The following is a 17,887-nucleotide window of genomic DNA, read 5'->3' as shown; positions in this document are numbered from 1 at the left end:
GCCTACAATGAACGCTGACTAAATAGTTGGTCATGCACGTGCCAGTTGGTGTGTGTTGTCTATTCATAGAAAACGGAGTCAATCGATATGGATCGTCGTTCCCTAATTGCATCAACAGGTGCTGTTGGCTTGGCAGGCGTTTTAGCTGCCTGTGGCAAAAAAGAAGAGGCCGCAGCTCCCGCGGCGCCCGCAGCACCAGCTGTGCACACTGGTGAAACCGTTCGCTGGCGTTTGGCCTCCAGCTTCCCCAAGGCGCTGGACACTATTTTTGGTGGTGCTGAGCAGTTCGCCAAAAACGTCAGTGACATGACTGGCGGCAAGTTCCAGATCTCTGTGCACGCAGGTGGCGAGCTGATGCCCGCATTTGGCGTGGTGGACGGCGTGCAGCAAGGCACCGTGGAGTGTGCGCATACGGCGCCTTACTACTTCTTTGGCAAGAGCCCAGCGTTTGCTTTGGGTTGCGCCATTCCTTTTGGCCTGAACAGCCGCCAGCGCACTGCATGGATGTTTGAAGGCAACGGCGGCAAGCTGATGCGTGAGTTCTACGCCAAGTACAACATGGTGAACTTCCCAGCGGGCAACACAGGTGCCCAAATGGGTGGCTGGTACCGCAAAGAAATCAAGTCCCTGGCCGACATCCAAGGCTTGAAGATGCGTATTGGTGGCTTCGGCGGCACCATCGTCGAGAAAATCGGTGGCGTGCCACAAAGCATTCCAGGCGGCGAGATTTACCAGGCGCTGGAAAAAGGCACCATTGACGCGACAGAGTGGGTTGGTCCTTACGACGACCAAAAGTTGGGCTTCAACAAGGTTGCGCCTTTCTACTACTACCCAGGCTGGTGGGAAGGTGGTCCAGAGCTAGACGTGTTGGTCAACAACGACGCTTTCAACAAGTTGTCCAGCGAGTACCAGAACATCGTTCGTATGGCTGCCACGCAAGCCCACGTCACCATGCAAGCCATGTACGACGTGCGCAACCCCAAGGCCCTGAAAGAGCTGTTGGCGACCGGCACCAAGCTGCGCCAGATGCCTAAGGACGTCATGGACGCTGCGTTCAATGCTGCGCAAAAGTCTTACGAAGAGCTGAATGACACAGACGCGGATTGGAAAAAAATCTACGCTGATTACAGTCAGTTCCGTAGGGATCAAAACCAGTGGTTCCGTTTGACCGAGACCACCTTTGACCGTTACATGCAACAGGCTGACCTGTAAGCGGTGGGTTAAAGTTAAGCAAAAGGCCCCGCAGTGCGGGGCTTTTTGTTGTTGAGACTTGCAATGTTTTTCGTTTTGCGAAAGACTGATAAAGATGACAGGTTTCTAATGGGCTTTGTCCGACTGTCATGTGGGTTTTGCGGCGTACAAGCCAACGCGGTTTGTGTGCGTCTTACAAATCGTTTGATACCAATAACGATACTATGAAAAATCTACTTATTCTTAGCCGTGCCATTGATGGCTTAACCACGTTGGTGGGGCAAATTTCTATTTGGCTTATTTTGGCCTCTACGCTCATCAGTGCGGGCAATGCCTTGGTGCGCTACACCCTGGGTATTGGCTCCAATGCCATGCTTGAAATCCAGTGGTATTTGTTTGCGGCTGTATTCATGTTGGGTGCAGGCTATGCATTCTTGAAAAATGTACATGTGCGTATTGACTTTTTATCGTCCAAATTTTCGTCGCGCACCCGCAACTGGATAGATGTGGGCGGCATTGTGGTGTTTTTGCTGCCCCTTTGCTACCTCATGATTGCGTTGGCCATGCCTGTGACCATGCAAGCCTACACATCAGGCGAGATGTCGTTCAACCCCGGTGGGTTGATTCGCTGGCCTGTTTACGCCTTTGTACCGGCTGGTTTTGCGCTGCTGGGCTTGCAAGGCATTTCCGAGCTGATCAAGCGCCTCAACTTTTTGTTGGCAGACGGCCCCGACGTGCTGGCCCACAGCAACCCTGAAGACGATGCAGCCGCTGCTGCTGCAAAGGCTGAGTGATCATCATGATTGAATTCTTACAAGTGAACTTTGTGCCGGTGTTGTTTGCCGGCTTGTTGTGTTTTCTGATTCTGGGCTTCCCTGTTGCGTTTTCGTTGGCGGCGACGGGCTTGGCGTTTGGCTTCTTGGGTATGGAAGTTGGTTTGTTTCCAGACGTATTGTTCCAAGCGTTGCCCTTGCGTGTGGTGGGCATCATGTCCAACGAAACGCTGTTGGCCATTCCGTTCTTCACCTTGATGGGCATTATTCTGGAACGCAGCCGCATGGCTGAAGATCTACTCGAGACGGTCGCCCAGGTGTTTGGTCCCGTGCGTGGTGGTTTGGCTGTGGCGGTTATTCTGGTGGGCGCTTTGTTGGCGGCTACCACAGGCGTTGTAGCGGCTGCTGTGATTTCCATGGGCCTGATCTCGCTGCCCATCATGCTGCGCTACGGCTACAACCGCGCCATTGCTACTGGCACTATTACGGCGTCAGGCACTTTAGCGCAGGCGTTGCCGCCTTCGCTGGTCTTGATCGTACTGGCGGACCAACTGGGTCGATCAGTGGGTGACATGTACCAAGGCGCTTTGATTCCTGGCTTGATGCTGGTGAGTTTGTACTTGCTGTTTATTGCAGGCGTGGCTATTGTCAAGCCCAAGTGGGTGCCGGCATTGCCATTAGAGGCTCGCATTTACACAGAGAGCAATGGCGCCAGTGGCCACAAGTCCTTGCTGGCGTTGATTGTGCTGTGTGCCGTTGTGGGTTTTGTCTGGTACGACATCCACGAAAGCGTGATGAATCCGTTTTTAGAGCGCATCACACCTGCGCCTGGCGATGAGCGTTTCATCATGTCGGTCACAGTAGCCAGCTTTTTGGCCTTGGCGCTGGCAACGGTTAACCGCATGACTGGCCTGGGCCTGATGTCCAAGCTGACAGAGCAAGTCACGTTTGTGTTGATTCCACCGTTGATTTTGATCTTCCTGGTGTTGGGCACTATTTTCTTGGGCGTGGCCACGCCAACAGAGGGCGGTGCCATGGGTGCTCTGGGTGCCTTTGTGATGGCCACGGTGCGCGGACGCTTGGGCCTGAGCGTACTCAAAGGTGCGCTTGAGAGCACCACACGCTTGTCCATTTTTGTGATGTTCATCCTGATTGGCTCAACCGTGTTTAGCTTTACCTTTAACGCGGCAGACGGTCATATCTGGGTAGAGCACCTGTTTGACAAGCTACCCGGCGGTCAGATGGGCTTTTTGATCTTTGTGAACCTGCTGGTGTTTTTGCTGGGCATGTTCATAGACTTCTTTGAGATTGCTTTCATCATCATCCCCATGCTGGCCCCCGTGGCCGACAAAATGGGCATTGACCTGATTTGGTTCGGCATCCTGATTGCCATGAATATGCAAACCTCGTTCCTCACGCCGCCGTTTGGCTTTGCGCTGTTCTACTTGCGAAGTGTTGCGGCGCGTCACGACTACGACGACGTCATTACCAAGAAGCGCATACCAGCCGTCACGACTGCGCAGATTTACAAGGGCTCTGTCGCCTTTATCGTGCTGCAAATCATCATGGTGGGCGTGATCTTGCTAAACCCTCAGTTGGTGTCTGGCAACATCAAGGAAGTCGACCGCTTGAGCAAAGACAAAGTCGAGGAGATGCTCAACATTGAGACCATTGACTACAACAGTGGTGACGGCGGAAACTGGTAAGCCTATGCAAGTTGATATCAAAATAATGGACCAGCGTTTGAGGGACAACATGCCCTCTTACGCCACCCCAGGCAGCGCTGGTCTCGATTTGCGTGCATGCCTTGACGCGCCACTGACATTGGAGGCCAATGCTTGGCAGCTGGTGCCTACAGGCATGGCGATTTACCTGGCGGATCCGGCCTATGCAGCCATGATTTTGCCGCGCTCAGGCATGGGACATAAGCACGGCATTGTGCTGGGTAACCTGGTAGGGCTGATTGATAGCGATTACCAAGGTCAGCTGATGGTGAGCGCGTGGAACCGCTCTGACAAAGCCTTCACCATAGGGCCCATGGAGCGCTTGGCGCAGCTGGTCATAGTGCCAGTGGTGCAAGCCCGGTTTCGTGAGGTGTCCGAGTTTGGCGAGGTCAGTGAACGCGGCGCGGGTGGCTACGGGTCTACGGGGCGTCGCTAGCAGCGCAAAACACCCACAACAAAGGGGCCTAAGCCCCTTTTTTTAATGGCTGCACAGTGCTGCTAGTGCAAGTGCTTGCCATTGGCATCGTCGTGGCCGCAATGCTCATCATGGACGTGCTCATGATCATGTGCGGCCAGCGCGTTGCTTGACGTCGGCTGCGGTGGCTCTATGCGAAAAAAGCCGCGCCCCAAGGTGCCGGCTCCGACTTCGGCCTCTGTGGCTTCGCGAACGTGTTGCACCTTCAGCGTTAAGCGAATGGCAATGCCAGCCAGCGGGTGGTTGGCGTCTAGCACCACGTGCTCTGGGTAAATGTCTGATACAAAAAACAACTTGTCTTTTGGGGCTTCAGCGTTGCAGCCTGCAGGCAAGCCTTCAAACACCATACCTTCTTCCAGCTGATTTGGAAACAGCTTGCGCGGCTCCAGAAAGACCAGTTGCTCGTTGTAGTCACCAAAAGCGTCCGTGGGTTCAATTTGCAGTTGCACCGATGCGCCAACGCTGTGGCCCAAGAGCGCATCCTCAATTTTCGTCAGCAAGTCATCACCGCCAACTAAAAATTCCGTGGGCTCATCGGTGTGGTCTAAAACCTCGCCTAAAGTATCTTTTAGCGTCCAGCTCAGTGCCACGACGCATTGTTCAGTAATTTTCATCGCACAATTGTCCCATGAATCAAACAAGCAAACCAAGCCGCACCTCGCGTGCCAAGACTACCCGTGTCTTGTCCAGTCCGGCACAAGCCCCTCACGCAGGTGTGTTGGGCGGCATGCCTCCCCAGAGGTTTATGGACAAGCACTGGCAACGCAAGCCTGCTCTGATACGTGGTGCTGTTGCACAGCCAGGCAGCATCATGACTCGTCAACAGTTGTTTGCATTGGCTGAGCGCCCCGACGTGGAGTCCCGCCTGATTCAAAACGTTGGCGACGGTGACCAGGGGGCGCAGTGGCATATGCGCGCCGGACCACTCAAGCGCCGCGCGCTGCCCGCATTGGCGCAGCCCAATTGGACCATGTTGGTGCAGGGCGTAGACACGTTGGACAACCGCGCTTACGAGCTGTTACAGCAATTTAGATTTTTGCCCGATGCGCGTCTGGACGACATCATGATTTCTTGGGCGGCCGCTGGCGGTGGCGTGGGGCCGCACTTTGACAGTTACGACGTATTCTTGCTGCAGTTACACGGTAGCCGGCAGTGGCGTATTGGACGTCAAAAGGATTTGTCGCTAAAGCCTGATATGCCGCTGAAAATACTGGCCCACTTTGAGCCCGAGCAAACCTTTATCCTGGAGCCAGGGGACATGCTTTATTTGCCACCCAACTGGGCGCATGACGGCGTGGCCTTGAATGGCGAGTGCATGACGCTGTCCGTGGGTTTTAAAGCACCTGCGCGGGCAGGCTTGGCCGCTGAGGTGCTGCTGCGTATGAGCGAGATGTACGAGGACGATCAGCTGTACAGCGACAAGGGGGCGCAAGTCACCAGCAACCCGGGCGCGTTGCCACAGGCTTGCTGGACTTTGCCCATGACGCTGTGCAGCGCTTGTTGCGCGAGCCCAATGCCTTGGCGTGTGCACTGGGAGAGGTCATGACTGAGCCTAAGCCAAGCGTCTCTTTTACAGCGCCTGACCATGCCTGGGACAGGCGATGTGCGTTGTACCTTGCCCCGCAAACGCGCATGCTTTATGACCAGCGCCATGTGTTTATCAATGGCGAGAGCTTTAAGGCGTCTGGCCTGGATGCAAAAATAATTAAAAAGTTTTCAGATAAACGCCTATTAGAAACAGGGCAAATAAGGCAACTCAGCGACGATGCTTTAGAGTTAGTCTCGGAATGGTATGAGGCGGGCTGGATATATATAAAAGCAGAATAAACAAGCAGTTAGATGTGGGTTGTTCGAAGAAGTCGTTGTTTTTTTCTGACGCTTTCTTGGCTTCTTGAACAATATTTTTTAGGGGTTATCCATTAGTAAATGGCCAGGGATATGATTACGCTCGGCAGATTGGATGTTAGTTATATAGGACTACATCGAATGGCCTTGTCTAAAACAGTGCGGCCCCCTGACAGCGTGCTTTTTAGCAATGTATTTTGTTGAGCACAACCCTTTCTAACGTAGGTTTCATCATGAAAAAATCAGTATTGTTGGCAGCATTAATGGCAGCATTAATGGCTGCATTTGCTTTGACAGCATGTGGCAAGAGTGAAGAAGCAGCAATGCCCGCAGAGGCGCCAGCCGCTGCTGCGCCTGCTGCCGAGCCAGCTCCTGTTGCTGAGACAGCACCTGCTACAGAAGCAGCGCCTGCTGCTGACGCGGCACCTGCTGCAGAAGCGCCCAAGCAATAAGTCCTGGCCGCTTCACCGGTGAGTCATCACCGGTTGCAATAAAAAACCCCTGACCTCGCAGAAGTCAGGGGTTTTTTGTGCTTTGGCGGGCAGTAAGCCGCCCTCATGAGGCCTTATTTCAGGTCGCTGGCCAGTACCGTCAATATGCGCTTGGCGGTGTCTGCTGGCGCTGCGCCACCTTGAGCATCCTGCACTTGCACAGTGGTCGTGGTGTTGGCGCTGGTGACAACAATACGGTACTGCTGTGCCTTTGTTTGCTTGTCATCAGAGCCAAACCAGCTTGAGAAAAAGCCTTTATTTTCATTTTTCATTACCACCGCTTGTGCGTAGCGCACAAAGTAGGTGCCGGTGCTGCGGTCGCGGTCCTCGACGGTAAAGCCGGTGCGGTCAAGCGCCAAGCCCACACGGCGCCAGCCACGGTCAAAGGGCTCAGCCATGGACAGCTCTGGGCCTTGTGCGCCAGTTGCAACAGTGGCTTTGGGCAGGGGCGCGGCTTGTGCAGAGGCTTGCGCGGCCTGCTCGTTGGTAGCGCCCAGCCTCAGCATGAGACGGCGCAAAAATTCGTTTTCAAGTTCTGCGTCAGTAGCGCGCGGCTGCCAACGGGTTTGGTCTTCTGACTGGTTGGTGTACACCTCAATCATGCCGCGGTGGGCGATGTAAATTTCAGTTTCGCCTTGGTTGTTACGCTCCATACGTGTACGGAATTTGTCCAATTCGCCGGTGGAGTAAAGGCTTTCAAACAGTTTGCCCAAGCTCTCGCGTATGAAGTCTTGTGGCAGCTTGGCGCGGTTCTCGGCCCAGTCGGTCTCCATGATGCCCAGGGCCTTGTTGTCTGTGTCCAGCAAAAAGCCGCTGTCTTGCCAAAAGTCGCGTACGGGATCCCACAGTGCTTCTGGCGTGCGCTTGACGACCAGCCAGCGCTGGTTGCCCTGGCGCTCCAGGCGCACGTCACCCACCTGGCTGGCAGCTGCAGGTGCGGCAGGCGCGTTGGCGTCTGATTGAAATTCGCTGGCGCGCACGCTGGCACCGGGCGTTTGGTAGCGTGAATCGCTTTGCAGTTGCGTCAGGTCTGGTGGCACCTCAAGCGCGCTGCCTTTGCGTGCGGTTTTGTAGTCCACTTTTTCTTCTTGCAGCACAGAGCAGCCAGACAGCGCTACCACGGCCAGCGAGACGCATGTGGTGATGGCGCTGCGCTTAAAAAAGTTGGCAATGCGTGATGAAGACATAAACAATGATTCCCAAGTAGTGGTGTGACACACCACAAAGTTAACAGTTAAAAGTTAGGCAGCTCTACAAAGCCCAAGCGCATGGTCCAAGCCGTTTAAGCGCTCAGCAAGCCACACTCGCGCAGCGCCGCTTCAACTGTGGCTTGCGCTTCAGTTGTCAGTTGTGTCATGGGCAGGCGAATGGCTTTGTTTGACAAACCCAAACGTGCACTGGCCCACTTGACCGGAATGGGGTTGGCCTCCACAAACAAGGCTTTGTGCAAAGGCATCAGCGCCAATTGTTTGGCCGCGGCCTCTTTGGCGTCGCCGCGCAAAGCGGCGGCACACAAATCACTCATGGCTTTGGGTGCAACGTTGGCTGTCACAGAAATATTGCCGTGACCGCCCAGCAAAATCAAAGCCACAGCTGTTGGGTCGTCACCGGAGTAAATCGCGAAGTCGGCCGGCGCAGTCTTGATGAGCCACAGCGCACGGTTGATGTCGCCTGTGGCCTCTTTGATGCCAACAATGCCTGGTAGCTGGGCCAGGCGCAGGACTGTCTCCAGTTGCATATCAGCGACTGATCGACCTGGCACGTTGTACAACACCATGGGCAGGTCTACAGCCTCGGCGATTGCCTTGAAGTGCTGGTACATGCCCTCTTGCGTGGGCTTGTTGTAGTAGGGCACGACTTGCAGCTGGCAGTCAGCGCCCACGTCTTTGGCGTAGCGCGCCAGCTCTATGGCCTCAGACGTTGAGTTGGCACCGCAGCCAGCCATGATAGGCACACGCCCGCGCGCTTGCTCGACCGATACGCGAATGATGTCGCAATGCTCTTGCACGCTGACGGTGGGCGACTCGCCAGTGGTACCCACGACGCCAATGCAGTCTGTGCCTTGGTCTATGTGCCAGTCAATCAGTTTGCGCAATCCGTCGTAGTCAACGTCGCCGTTGTCCAGCATTGGAGTAATCAAGGCAACAAGGCTGCCGGTAATCATGCTCATGGTGTACCAATAGGGTTGAAGTTTGTATGGTTGTCGCACATTCTACCCAGTGCACGCTACCTAAAAGAAGGGACCTGGTAAAGCTGTGGTGGTGTTTTAAGTCAGGCGCGCAACAGGTGACGCTGGGGCGATTGGTCTTCGGCTGTAGGCTTGGTGGCCACAATGCGCTGCACAAACCTGGGCGCTGATTCAGGCGTTGCTGGCTCAAAGCCGTTTTCAAACGCCACAACGTGCAAAGGGGCGCACAAGGTGAGTGCCTCACCCGGTGCCAGCAAAAAAGCTGCACGACTGGGTTTGCCAATGGTTTCTTGCCCGATAGCGAAGGTCTCAAACAGCAACACGCCGCCGGGCTTGAGGCTGCCCATGATTGGCCCAAACAAAGGCCGCCACAAATAGTTGGTTATCACCACGGCGTCAAACACCTGTGCTGCAAAAGGCCAGTCGTCCTGTTCCAAGTCGGCCACCATGCAAACCGCTGTGGTGTCTTGCAGATGGGACAGCGCTTGAGCGTCTCTGTCGACCGCCGTGACCTGATGGCCAAGGCTTAGCAGGTGGCGGGTATGACGTCCAGCGCCGCAGGCTACATCAAGCGCATGGGCGTTGTTTGGCAGCAGGTGCTGCCAGCGTTGCAGCCATTGAGAGGGCAGTCCTTGCCCATGCAAAGTGTTTGTCATGCAACAAGGGGCTTAAAAGCAGCTCCACAGTTGGTTGGCCATGTCAACTACAAAGTCAGGGCGGGTGTACATGGTGAACACGCCCCACATCAGGCTGGCACTCATTGCTGTAGCGACTACCCACAAAGGCCAGTAGCGCGCAACTTTCGCCCCTTCAGCTGGTTGGCTGGTAGGCGTGGTGGCGGGTTGAACCTTGGTGTGAGTGGATGACATCATGCTAGCGTAACGCAGTTTGCTGGCGCAGGGCAGTTTTCAATACAAGTCAGGCAGCATCAGGCTGCCAGCGCTTGTGGCGCGCGATCAATGGCTTGCTCTTTGATGGGCAGGTTGATGAGCGCTGCAAACACGCCAAGGGCAATGGCCAGGTACCACACCACGTCGTAGCTGCCAGTGCTGTCGTACAGCACGCCGCCCATCCAAACGCCCATAAAGCTGCCAATTTGGTGGCTGAAGAAGACAAAGCCACCCAGCATGCTGAGGTGCTGCACGCCAAAAATGCCTGCCACGATGGCGTTGGTAGGCGGCACTGTTGACAGCCACAGCACGCCCATGACGGCAGAGAATATGTACACGCTCATGGGGGTTAGTGGCGCTGCGATAAATAGGGTGATGACGACGGCGCGTGCAAGGTAAATAAACGCCAAAATCTTGCGCTTGGCCAAGCGTTGGCCCAGTGCGCCAGCTGCATAGGTGCCAAACACATTGAACAAACCGATTAGCGCCAGGGCGTAGCTGGCAACCACTGGTGACAGACCCTCGTCTTTCAAGTAGCTGGGCATGTGCACGCCAATAAACACCACCTGGAAGCCGCATACAAAGTAGCCTGCCATCAGCAATTGAAAGCTGCGGTAGCGCATGGCTTCGCGCAGGGCTTGCAGTATGGTTTGTTCGCGAGGAATAGCGCTGGGTCCACTCAAGTGTTTCTCACGCAAGCCAATGGCCAGCGGTACCATCAGCAATACGGCTGCTGCCAGCACCAACAAAGCGTTGTGCCAACCCAGCTGGAATATCAGCTGTCCTTCAACAGGCACCATCAGGAACTGGCCAAACGAGCCCGCAGCGGCAGCGACACCCATGGCCCACGATCGCTTTTCGGCGGGCACATTGCGCCCTATCACGCCGTATATGACGGCGTAGGTTGTACCAGCTTGCGCAGCCCCAATCAGCACACCTGTGGTCAGCGCAAAGCCCAGTGGGGTGTTGGCGGTGGCCATGCCTATTAAGCCCAGGGCATACAACACGGCACCTGCCACGATGACCTTAAACGCGCCAAATTTGTCTGCGACCATGCCGGCGAAAATGCCAAACAAGCCCCAGGAGAGGTTTTGAATGGCGATGGCCAGCGAAAACGCTTCCCGACTCCAACCCTGCTCTTGCGTAATAGGTTGTAGCCACAAGCCAAAGCCATGTCGCACACCCATAGACAGCGTCACGATAGCAGCGCCGCACATTAGGACTTGTACCAAAGAGAGTGGTTTGTTTGCTGGAGTCATGGCAGTAATGTAGCGGTAAAGGTAAAGCGCAGCAGTCATGTGCGGACAAAACCACTGGCTTTTCATACTGCGCTGTGTTTATTTACAGTGATCGGCTTGAGATGTCGCTACAATTTGCGGCCATGGCTACTCAAAATACTTCCATAGCAGACAACGCATACGGCGAGAGCTCTATTCGCGTGCTCAAAGGCTTAGAGCCGGTCAAGCAGCGCCCGGGCATGTACACGCGTACAGACAATCCATTGCACATCGTGCAAGAGGTCTTGGACAACGCCGCAGACGAGGCGTTGGCTGGGCACGGCAAGCGCATCAAGGTGGTGTTGCACACAGATGGCTCGGTCACCATTGAGGACGATGGCCGCGGTATTCCGTTTGGCATGCATCCTGAAGAAAACGCGCCCGTGGTGGAGCTAGTGTTTACCAAGCTGCACGCAGGCGGCAAGTTTGACAAAGGCTCAGGTGGCGCCTACAGCTTTTCGGGTGGCTTGCACGGTGTGGGCGTGAGCGTCACCAACGCGCTGTCAACACGACTTGAAGTGACCAGCCACCGCGAGGGCCAGTGCGCCACTTTGGTATTTGCGCAAGGCGATGTGATTGAGCCACTGACCAAGCGCGCATTGGCCGCAGGCGAGCGAAAAACCGGTACCACTGTGCGCGTGTGGCCGCAGGCCAGCTACTTTGAGTCCAGTACATTGCCGCTGGGCGAGTTGACCCATTTGCTGCGCTCCAAGGCGGTACTCATGCCCGGCGTGATTGTGACCTTGGTGGCAGAGAAATCGGGTGACACCCAGCAGTGGCAATACAAAGGCGGCTTGCGTGACTACCTCACGCAAAACGTCAACGCCGACCCTGTCATCCCCATGTTTGAGGGCGAGGGGTTTGCAGACCGCAACAATGACGCGTTTGCCGAAGGCGAGGGCGCATCTTGGTGTGTGGCCTTTACCGACGAGGGCCAGCCGGTGCGTGAGAGCTACGTCAACCTTATTCCAACCACTGCTGGTGGTACGCACGACAGCGGCTTGCGCGATGGCTTGTTTACCGCCGTGAAAAGCTTTATTGACTTTCACGCACTGCTGCCAAAAGGCGTGAAGCTGTTGCCTGAAGACGTGTTTGCGCGCGCCAGCTATGTGTTGTCTGCCAAGGTGCTTGACCCGCAATTTCAAGGGCAGATCAAAGAGCGCCTGAACAGCCGGGATGCGGTGCGTCTGGTGTCCAGCTTTGTGCGTCCAGCCTTTGAGTTGTGGCTCAACGAGCATGTAGAGCACGGTAAAAAGCTGGCTGAGCTGGTGATCAAGGCGGCGCAACACCGGCAAAAAGCAGGTCAAAAAGTCGAGAAGCGCAAGGGCTCTGGCGTGGCGGTTCTGCCAGGCAAACTCACAGACTGCGAAAGCCGAGACATCAGCCACAATGAGCTGTTTTTGGTAGAGGGTGACTCGGCTGGCGGTAGCGCCAAAATGGGGCGCGATAAAGAAAGCCAGGCTATCTTGCCCCTGCGTGGCAAAGTGCTCAACACGTGGGAAGTCGATAAAGACAGGCTTTTTGCCAACAACGAAATTCACGACATTGCCGTGGCCATTGGTGTTGACCCACACAGTCCCTCAGACACGCCAGACCTAAGCGGCCTGCGCTACGGCAAGATTTGCATACTGTCTGATGCCGACGTTGACGGCTCACACATCCAGGTGTTGCTGCTTACCCTGTTCTTCAAGCACTTCCCCAAGCTCATAGAAACAGGCAACGTTTACGTGGCCAGACCACCGTTGTTCAGGGTGGATGCGCCAGCGCGCGGCAAAAAGCCAGCCGCCAAGTTTTATGCACTTGACGAAGGCGAGATGACGGCCATATTGGACAAACTGCGCAAAGACAATGTGCGTGAAGGCAGCTGGAGCATCAGCCGCTTTAAAGGCTTGGGCGAGATGAGCGCCACGCAGCTGTGGGACACCACGCTCAACCCGGACACGCGTCGCTTGCTGCCGGTGACCTTGGGCGAGTGGGGCGCACAAGGCACAGCCGACGAGTTCAACAAGCTCATGGGCAAAGGCGAAGCAGCCGCACGTCGAGAACTGATGGAGCGCTTTAGCGACGAGATTGAGGTGGATATCTAATGAGCGACGACATGCAGCAACCAGTGGCCATGCCCAGCAGCGGCAGTGACGATAGCTTGGCGGGCTACGCCCAGCGCGCCTATCTTGAATACGCGTTAAGTGTGGTCAAGGGCCGTGCCTTGCCAGACGTTTGCGACGGCCAAAAGCCTGTGCAGCGCCGCATTTTGTACGCCATGCAGCGCATGGGGCTGGGCTATGGCGCGTCCGGCGCACCCAAGCCCGTTAAAAGTGCGCGCGTGGTGGGTGATGTGCTGGGCCGGTTTCATCCACATGGCGACCAAGCCGCCTATGACGCCTTGGTGCGCATGGCGCAAGACTTTAGCCAGCGCTACCCACTGATTGACGGGCAGGGCAATTTTGGTAGCCGCGACGGCGACGGTGCTGCTGCCATGCGCTACACAGAGGCACGCCTGGCCAAAATCACCAGCGTGTTGCTGGATGAAATCGATGAGGGCACGGTTGACTTTGTTGCCAACTACGACGGCTCTACCGAAGAGCCACGCCAGTTGCCAGCGCGTTTGCCCTTTACCTTGCTCAACGGTGCCAGCGGTATTGCAGTGGGCATGGCCACCGAAATACCCAGTCACAACTTGCGCGAAGTAGCCACTGCCTGTGTGGCTTTGGTCAAGCAACCTGCTATCAGCGACGAGGCCTTGCTAGAGCTGCTGCCCGCACCCGATTACCCAGGCGGTGGCCAGATTATCAGCACCGCGCATGAAATTGCGCAGGCATACAAAACCGGGCGCGGTAGCCTCAAAGTGCGCGCGCGCTGGGTGATTGAAGACTTGGCACGTGGCCAGTGGCAAATGGTGGTGACCGAGTTGCCGCCAGGCGTGAGTACGCAAAAAGTACTTGAAGAAATTGAGGACATCACCAATCCCAAAGTGAAGACTGGCAAAAAGGCGTTAACAGCCGACCAGACCCAGCTCAAGGCCAGCATGCTGGCGGTGTTGGACGGGGTGCGTGATGAGTCTGGCAAAGAGGCTGCGGTGCGCTTGGTGTTCGAGCCCAAAACCCGCAGCATTTCGCAAGAAGAACTCACCACGCAGTTGCTGGCGCACACCAGCTTGGAGACCTCATCCAGCATCAACCTCACCATGGTGGGTATTGACGGCAAGCCCGTGCCCAAGTCGTTGCGCCAGATGTTGGTGGAGTGGGTGAGCTTTAGGCAAACCACCATTACCAGGCGCACACAAAGCCGTTTGGCCAAGGTCCTGGACCGCATCCATATTTTGGAAGGCCGCCAAACGGTGTTGCTCAATATTGACGAGGTGATCGCCATCATTCGTCAAAGCGATGAGCCTAAAGCCGCTCTGGTAGAGCGTTTTAAGTTGTCAGACCGGCAAGCCGAAGACATTCTCGAAATTCGCTTGCGCCAGTTGGCCAGACTAGAGGCCATCAAAATTGAGCAAGAGCTGGCCAAACTGCGTGAAGACCAAACCAGATTGCAAGACGTTTTGGACAACCCCACCAGCTTGAAAAAGCTCATGGTTAAAGAAATTGAAGCCGATGCCAAAACCTTTGGTGACGACAGACGCACACTGGTACAAGCTGAAAAGCGTGTCGTGGCTGAAATCAAAATTGTGGATGAGCCTGTGACTGTGGTGGTGTCTGACAAGGGTTGGGTACGCACGCGCGCTGGTCATGGACACGCCGCTGATGCCTTTGCGTTCAAGGCTGGCGACCAGCTATACGGGGCATTCGAGTGCCGCAGTGTTGACACACTCATTGTGCTGGGCAGTGCAGGGCGCACCTACTCTGTACCCGTGGCTGCCTTGCCAGGTGGGCGTGGCGACGGTCAGCCCATCACCACACTCATAGAGCTGGAAGCTGGTACACAGCCTGTGCATTACGTTGCAGGTGCACCAACCACGGGTTATGTGTTGTCGACCTCGGACGGCTATGGTTTTGTGGCGCAGGTGCAAGACATGGTGAGCCGCCAAAAAGCGGGCAAGTCGTTCATCAATGTGGCAGCTGGTGCCACCATCAACCGCCCCAGCCCATTGTTGGGCAAGCCGCGCGATATAGATGGCGTGCCTGAATTTGACAGCTTGCAAATGGCGACGCACGTGGCGTGTGCGTCTACCGGCGGGCGTGTACTGACTTTCGACCTCGCCGAGCTAAAGCACATGGCCAAAGGCGGTCGCGGCTTGATGCTGATTGATCTAGAGGCCAAAGACACGCTGGCAGGCGCTGCCGCCTATGTGCGCAGCGTGAGTATCAGCGGCATTGGACGTGGCGGCAAAGCGCGCGAGGAAACGCTGGAAATCAGAAGCCTGAACAATGCCAAAGGTGCTAGAGCACGAAAGGGCAAGGCTTCTGACTTGGGCTTTAAACCCAATGCGGTGACCCGAGTGGTCTGACGGTGCTGTTCGCGCAGATCAGCTCGTTGGCGCGTTAGCGTGTTGACTGTGAGCTGGTGTTTGTTGTGTTACGAAAGCACCAGCTCGTGAACAAGGCCGCTGTCAAGTTGGGCTTTAGACTGCTTGAAGTACAGTGCCAAGGTTTCCTGTACGGTCCTGAACGCCAACTCATCCCAAGGTATGTCTGCAGCGCTGAACAGCCTAGCCTCCTGGGTTTCTATGCCCGGGTCAAACCGGTCGCTGGTGAGTGTGGCTTGGTAAAAAAAGTGCACCTGACCCACGTGGGTGACGCTGATCAGCGAAAACAGCGGGCCCATGGTGAAGGTCGCACCTGCCTCTTCTATGGTTTCACGCGCCGCCCCCTGAGCCGCTGACTCGCCCATTTCCATAAAGCCAGCTGGCAGTGTCCATTTGCCTTTGCGTGGCTCAATGTTACGCTTGCACAGCAGCACCTGCGGACCATTGGGGCCTGGCCATACGGCTATGCTGCCCACTACATTGAGTGGGTTGACATAGTGCACTGTGTCGCACTTGGTGCACACCGCGCGCAATTTGCTGTCGCCATCGTCTGGCAAACGCGCCTGCGTTGGTGCACCGCAAGCGCGACAAAATTTGGATGTTCTATCGGCTTGCATATCTGGTGTGGTCTGCTGGTGTGGGGTGCTTGTTTTGTGCGCTGCTAGCTCAGTATTTGAAAGATAACCAGCGCGATGGATGGAAAGAATACCAGCAAGCCAATGCGCGCAAAGTCAGAGGCCAAAAATGGCAGTATGGTTTTAAAGATTTCCTTCATGGGTACATCTTTAGCCATGGCGCTGATGATGAATACGTTCATGCCTACAGGCGGCGTGATCAGACCCACCTCCACGACCATCAGGGCCAAGATACCAAACCAAATGGCCTTGTCGTCGGGTGCCAAACCCCACAAATCAATACCCATGATGATGGGGAAAAAGATAGGAATGGTGAGCAAAATCATGGACAGGCTGTCCATGATGCAGCCCAATACCAAGTAGATGACTATGATGACGGCCAGCACCGCCAGTGGTGGCAGGTTCATGCCCACTACCCAGTTGGCCAGCTCAGTGTGTACTTGGGTCAGTGCCAAAAACACGTTCAAGATGTCTGCGCCAAGCAAGATTAAAAAGATCATGCCGGTAGCACCTGCTGCGCCATAAATGCAGTCAAAAAAGCCACGCCCCTTCAGGCCGCCAGAGGTCCAGGCCACTATAGCTGTGGCCAATGTGCCTATGGATGCAGCTTCGGTAGGTGTAAAGATACCGCCATAAATTCCGCCAATAACCACCACAAAAATCAGGATCACAGGCCATGTCTCGGCCAAGGCTTGCAAACGCTGGGCCAGGGTGAACCTGGTGCCTCGTGGTGCATCCTGTGGGCTGATGCGCGCAATGATGCTGATGACCACCATATAGCCCACAGCCGCCAATATGCCGGGAATAAACGCAGCCAAAAACATTTTGGCAATATTTTGCTCTGTGATGATGGCGTAGATCACCAAGGGGACTGAGGGCGGAATCAAGATGCCCAATGTGCCACCAGCGGCAATGGCTGCAGCCGACAAGCGCTCTGAGTAGCCGTGTTTTTTGAGTTCAGGCAGTGCCACTTGCCCCATGGTGGCGGCAGTGGCCAATGATGAGCCGCAGATGGCACCAAAGCCCGCACAGGCTGTTACAGCGCCCATGGCCATGCCACCGCGCCAGTGCCCAATCATGGCGTTGCCTGCTTTGAACAAGGCTTTGGACAGGCCGCCGTGCGTCGCAAATTGCCCCATGAGCAAAAATAATGGCACGACGGATAAGTCGTAAATGGAGTAGCGCGCGTAGGCTGCACCCTTGAAGTAAGCCATCAGCGGGTCAAAGCCTGCTACGGCTATGTAGCCAACAGAGCCAGTGAGCAACATGGCCACGCCAATGTGCATGCGCAATGCCAGCAACACCAGCATGAAGGCGAACATGATGCCGCCCAACTCGATTCCAGTAAAGCCCATCATGCGCGCACGCTCCGAATGTCAGCTACGCAGTGGTAGGCAGCAATAAGACCCAATAACAAGAACGACGGCACCATGGGCACATACCCCCACCATGTGGGTATGTTGAGCATCAGCGACGCGTCCCAACCGTCCATGAGGTCCACCATATTGACCCACATACGCCATGCAAAAGCCAAAGCGAATACGGACAATATGGCATTGGCTATGCCGTCCAATAAAAGCACCAGCGTGACATTGGCCTTTGCAGTGAAAAAATCCACAATGACATGGCCACGCACCCACTGCGTGTAAGGCAGCGCGAGGCTGACTGCGGCAGCACAGGCGATTTGTACCAACTCATAGTCGCCCAACACGGGTGCATCAAAAAATGTACGTCCCACAATGCTGGTGAGTGACATGAGCGCCATGCCTACCAGCGCCAAGCCAGACAGCATGGCGAACACTTTGGCAGATTTTTCCAGTGCGATGGCGAGTACGGAGGTGTCATCGCCAGACGTGATAGTCGGTGTAAGAAGGTCAGCCAAGCTTTTGAATCTCCGCAGTCAACGGGTTGGTGAGTCTGTTGTTTGGGT

16 protein-coding genes and 1 pseudogene are annotated in these 17,887 nt (G+C 55.6%); 8 read left to right on the top strand and 9 right to left on the bottom strand.

Annotation, left to right across the window (positions count from 1 at the left end):
* Positions 1 to 87: 87 nt before the first annotated feature.
* The 4 genes from LN050_04190 (at position 88) to dut (ending at position 4,124) form a co-directional block, all read left to right on the top strand.
* The gene (locus LN050_04190) at positions 88 to 1,212 is read left to right on the top strand and encodes a TRAP transporter substrate-binding protein (protein ID UFS57033.1); all 1,125 of its coding nucleotides are present in this window, start codon (positions 88 to 90) and stop codon (positions 1,210 to 1,212) included.
* A 203-nt stretch (positions 1,213 to 1,415) separates the two neighbouring features.
* On the top strand, positions 1,416 to 1,985 hold the full coding sequence (locus LN050_04185) for a TRAP transporter small permease subunit (protein UFS57032.1): 570 nt from the start codon (positions 1,416 to 1,418) through the stop codon (positions 1,983 to 1,985).
* A 5-nt stretch (positions 1,986 to 1,990) separates the two neighbouring features.
* Positions 1,991 to 3,670 carry a TRAP transporter large permease subunit gene (locus tag LN050_04180; GenBank protein UFS57031.1) on the top strand — a complete coding sequence of 560 codons (1,680 nt, stop codon included), beginning with the start codon at positions 1,991 to 1,993 and terminating at the stop codon, positions 3,668 to 3,670.
* A gap of 4 nt (positions 3,671 to 3,674) precedes the next feature.
* Positions 3,675 to 4,124 (top strand): dUTP diphosphatase, encoded by a 450-nt coding sequence (dut, locus tag LN050_04175; GenBank protein UFS57030.1) that lies wholly within the window; start codon positions 3,675 to 3,677, stop codon positions 4,122 to 4,124.
* Between the two features lie 62 nt (positions 4,125 to 4,186).
* Here dut and LN050_04170 read toward each other — a convergent pair whose 3' ends face one another.
* Entirely contained in the window at positions 4,187 to 4,777 is a 591-nt protein-coding gene (locus LN050_04170) for an FKBP-type peptidyl-prolyl cis-trans isomerase (GenBank protein ID UFS57029.1), read from the bottom strand.
* A 113-nt stretch (positions 4,778 to 4,890) separates the two neighbouring features.
* Between LN050_04170 and LN050_04165 the strand changes: the two are divergent.
* Both LN050_04165 and LN050_04160 read left to right on the top strand, forming a co-directional pair.
* Positions 4,891 to 5,990: pseudogene (locus LN050_04165) on the top strand (cupin domain-containing protein).
* A 251-nt stretch (positions 5,991 to 6,241) separates the two neighbouring features.
* On the top strand, positions 6,242 to 6,460 hold the full coding sequence (locus LN050_04160; protein ID UFS57028.1) for a hypothetical protein: 219 nt from the start codon (positions 6,242 to 6,244) through the stop codon (positions 6,458 to 6,460).
* 113 nt (positions 6,461 to 6,573) lie between these two features.
* Here LN050_04160 and bamC read toward each other — a convergent pair whose 3' ends face one another.
* The 5 genes from bamC to LN050_04135 form a co-directional block, all read right to left on the bottom strand.
* A complete protein-coding gene (gene bamC / locus LN050_04155) occupies positions 6,574 to 7,686 on the bottom strand; it encodes an outer membrane protein assembly factor BamC (GenBank protein ID UFS57027.1) in 1,113 nt (370 codons plus the stop codon).
* 95 nt (positions 7,687 to 7,781) lie between these two features.
* Positions 7,782 to 8,669 carry a 4-hydroxy-tetrahydrodipicolinate synthase gene (dapA, locus tag LN050_04150; GenBank protein ID UFS57026.1) on the bottom strand — a complete coding sequence of 296 codons (888 nt, stop codon included), beginning with the start codon at positions 8,667 to 8,669 and terminating at the stop codon, positions 7,782 to 7,784.
* A 101-nt stretch (positions 8,670 to 8,770) separates the two neighbouring features.
* The gene (locus LN050_04145; GenBank protein UFS57025.1) at positions 8,771 to 9,343 is read right to left on the bottom strand and encodes a class I SAM-dependent methyltransferase; all 573 of its coding nucleotides are present in this window, start codon (positions 9,341 to 9,343) and stop codon (positions 8,771 to 8,773) included.
* Positions 9,344 to 9,355: 12 nt separating this feature from the next.
* Positions 9,356 to 9,556, bottom strand: coding sequence for a hypothetical protein (locus LN050_04140; protein UFS57024.1), 201 nt, complete (start codon positions 9,554 to 9,556; stop codon positions 9,356 to 9,358).
* A 59-nt stretch (positions 9,557 to 9,615) separates the two neighbouring features.
* A complete protein-coding gene (locus LN050_04135; GenBank protein UFS57023.1) occupies positions 9,616 to 10,836 on the bottom strand; it encodes an MFS transporter in 1,221 nt (406 codons plus the stop codon).
* Between the two features lie 122 nt (positions 10,837 to 10,958).
* On the opposite strand from LN050_04135, the gene LN050_04130 reads away from it, so the two are divergent.
* Together LN050_04130 and parC are read left to right on the top strand one after the other, a co-directional pair.
* Positions 10,959 to 12,941: a type IIA DNA topoisomerase subunit B gene (locus LN050_04130; protein UFS57022.1), complete on the top strand. Its 1,983-nt coding sequence runs from the start codon at positions 10,959 to 10,961 to the stop codon at positions 12,939 to 12,941.
* Between the two features lie 11 nt (positions 12,942 to 12,952).
* Positions 12,953 to 15,304: a DNA topoisomerase IV subunit A gene (gene parC / locus LN050_04125; GenBank protein ID UFS57312.1), complete on the top strand. Its 2,352-nt coding sequence runs from the start codon at positions 12,953 to 12,955 to the stop codon at positions 15,302 to 15,304.
* Positions 15,305 to 15,372: 68 nt separating this feature from the next.
* Here parC and LN050_04120 read toward each other — a convergent pair whose 3' ends face one another.
* Genes LN050_04120 through LN050_04110 form a run of 3 tightly spaced genes read right to left on the bottom strand, consistent with a single transcriptional unit; the run spans position 15,373 to position 17,839 of the window.
* On the bottom strand, positions 15,373 to 15,939 hold the full coding sequence (locus LN050_04120; GenBank protein UFS57021.1) for an NUDIX hydrolase: 567 nt from the start codon (positions 15,937 to 15,939) through the stop codon (positions 15,373 to 15,375).
* 44 nt (positions 15,940 to 15,983) lie between these two features.
* Positions 15,984 to 17,315 (bottom strand): TRAP transporter large permease, encoded by a 1,332-nt coding sequence (locus LN050_04115; protein ID UFS57020.1) that lies wholly within the window; start codon positions 17,313 to 17,315, stop codon positions 15,984 to 15,986.
* On the bottom strand, positions 17,312 to 17,839 hold the full coding sequence (locus LN050_04110) for a TRAP transporter small permease (protein ID UFS57019.1): 528 nt from the start codon (positions 17,837 to 17,839) through the stop codon (positions 17,312 to 17,314). The genes LN050_04115 and LN050_04110 overlap by 4 nt, the downstream gene beginning before the upstream one ends.
* Between the last annotated feature and the right edge of the window lie 48 nt (positions 17,840 to 17,887).

The sequence above is a fragment of the Comamonadaceae bacterium M7527 genome (assembly GCA_021044545.1).
Classification (GTDB): Bacteria; Pseudomonadota; Gammaproteobacteria; order Burkholderiales; family Burkholderiaceae_C; genus RS62.
Note: the sequence above shows the minus strand (reverse complement) of the source record. Positions and strands in the feature narration are given on the sequence as shown.

Coding starts and splice junctions, on each gene's coding strand:
- LN050_04145 (UFS57025.1), bottom strand. CDS start 9,343: ATGACAAACACTTTGCATGGGCAAGGACTGCCCTCTCAATGGCTGCAA.
- dut (UFS57030.1), top strand. CDS start 3,675: ATGCAAGTTGATATCAAAATAATGGACCAGCGTTTGAGGGACAACATG.
- LN050_04135 (UFS57023.1), bottom strand. CDS start 10,836: ATGACTCCAGCAAACAAACCACTCTCTTTGGTACAAGTCCTAATGTGC.
- bamC (UFS57027.1), bottom strand. CDS start 7,686: ATGTCTTCATCACGCATTGCCAACTTTTTTAAGCGCAGCGCCATCACC.
- LN050_04185 (UFS57032.1), top strand. CDS start 1,416: ATGAAAAATCTACTTATTCTTAGCCGTGCCATTGATGGCTTAACCACG.
- LN050_04160 (UFS57028.1), top strand. CDS start 6,242: ATGAAAAAATCAGTATTGTTGGCAGCATTAATGGCAGCATTAATGGCT.
- LN050_04170 (UFS57029.1), bottom strand. CDS start 4,777: ATGAAAATTACTGAACAATGCGTCGTGGCACTGAGCTGGACGCTAAAA.
- LN050_04140 (UFS57024.1), bottom strand. CDS start 9,556: ATGTCATCCACTCACACCAAGGTTCAACCCGCCACCACGCCTACCAGC.
- LN050_04190 (UFS57033.1), top strand. CDS start 88: ATGGATCGTCGTTCCCTAATTGCATCAACAGGTGCTGTTGGCTTGGCA.
- LN050_04120 (UFS57021.1), bottom strand. CDS start 15,939: ATGCAAGCCGATAGAACATCCAAATTTTGTCGCGCTTGCGGTGCACCA.
- parC (UFS57312.1), top strand. CDS start 12,953: ATGCAGCAACCAGTGGCCATGCCCAGCAGCGGCAGTGACGATAGCTTG.
- LN050_04180 (UFS57031.1), top strand. CDS start 1,991: ATGATTGAATTCTTACAAGTGAACTTTGTGCCGGTGTTGTTTGCCGGC.
- dapA (UFS57026.1), bottom strand. CDS start 8,669: ATGAGCATGATTACCGGCAGCCTTGTTGCCTTGATTACTCCAATGCTG.
- LN050_04130 (UFS57022.1), top strand. CDS start 10,959: ATGGCTACTCAAAATACTTCCATAGCAGACAACGCATACGGCGAGAGC.
- LN050_04115 (UFS57020.1), bottom strand. CDS start 17,315: ATGATGGGCTTTACTGGAATCGAGTTGGGCGGCATCATGTTCGCCTTC.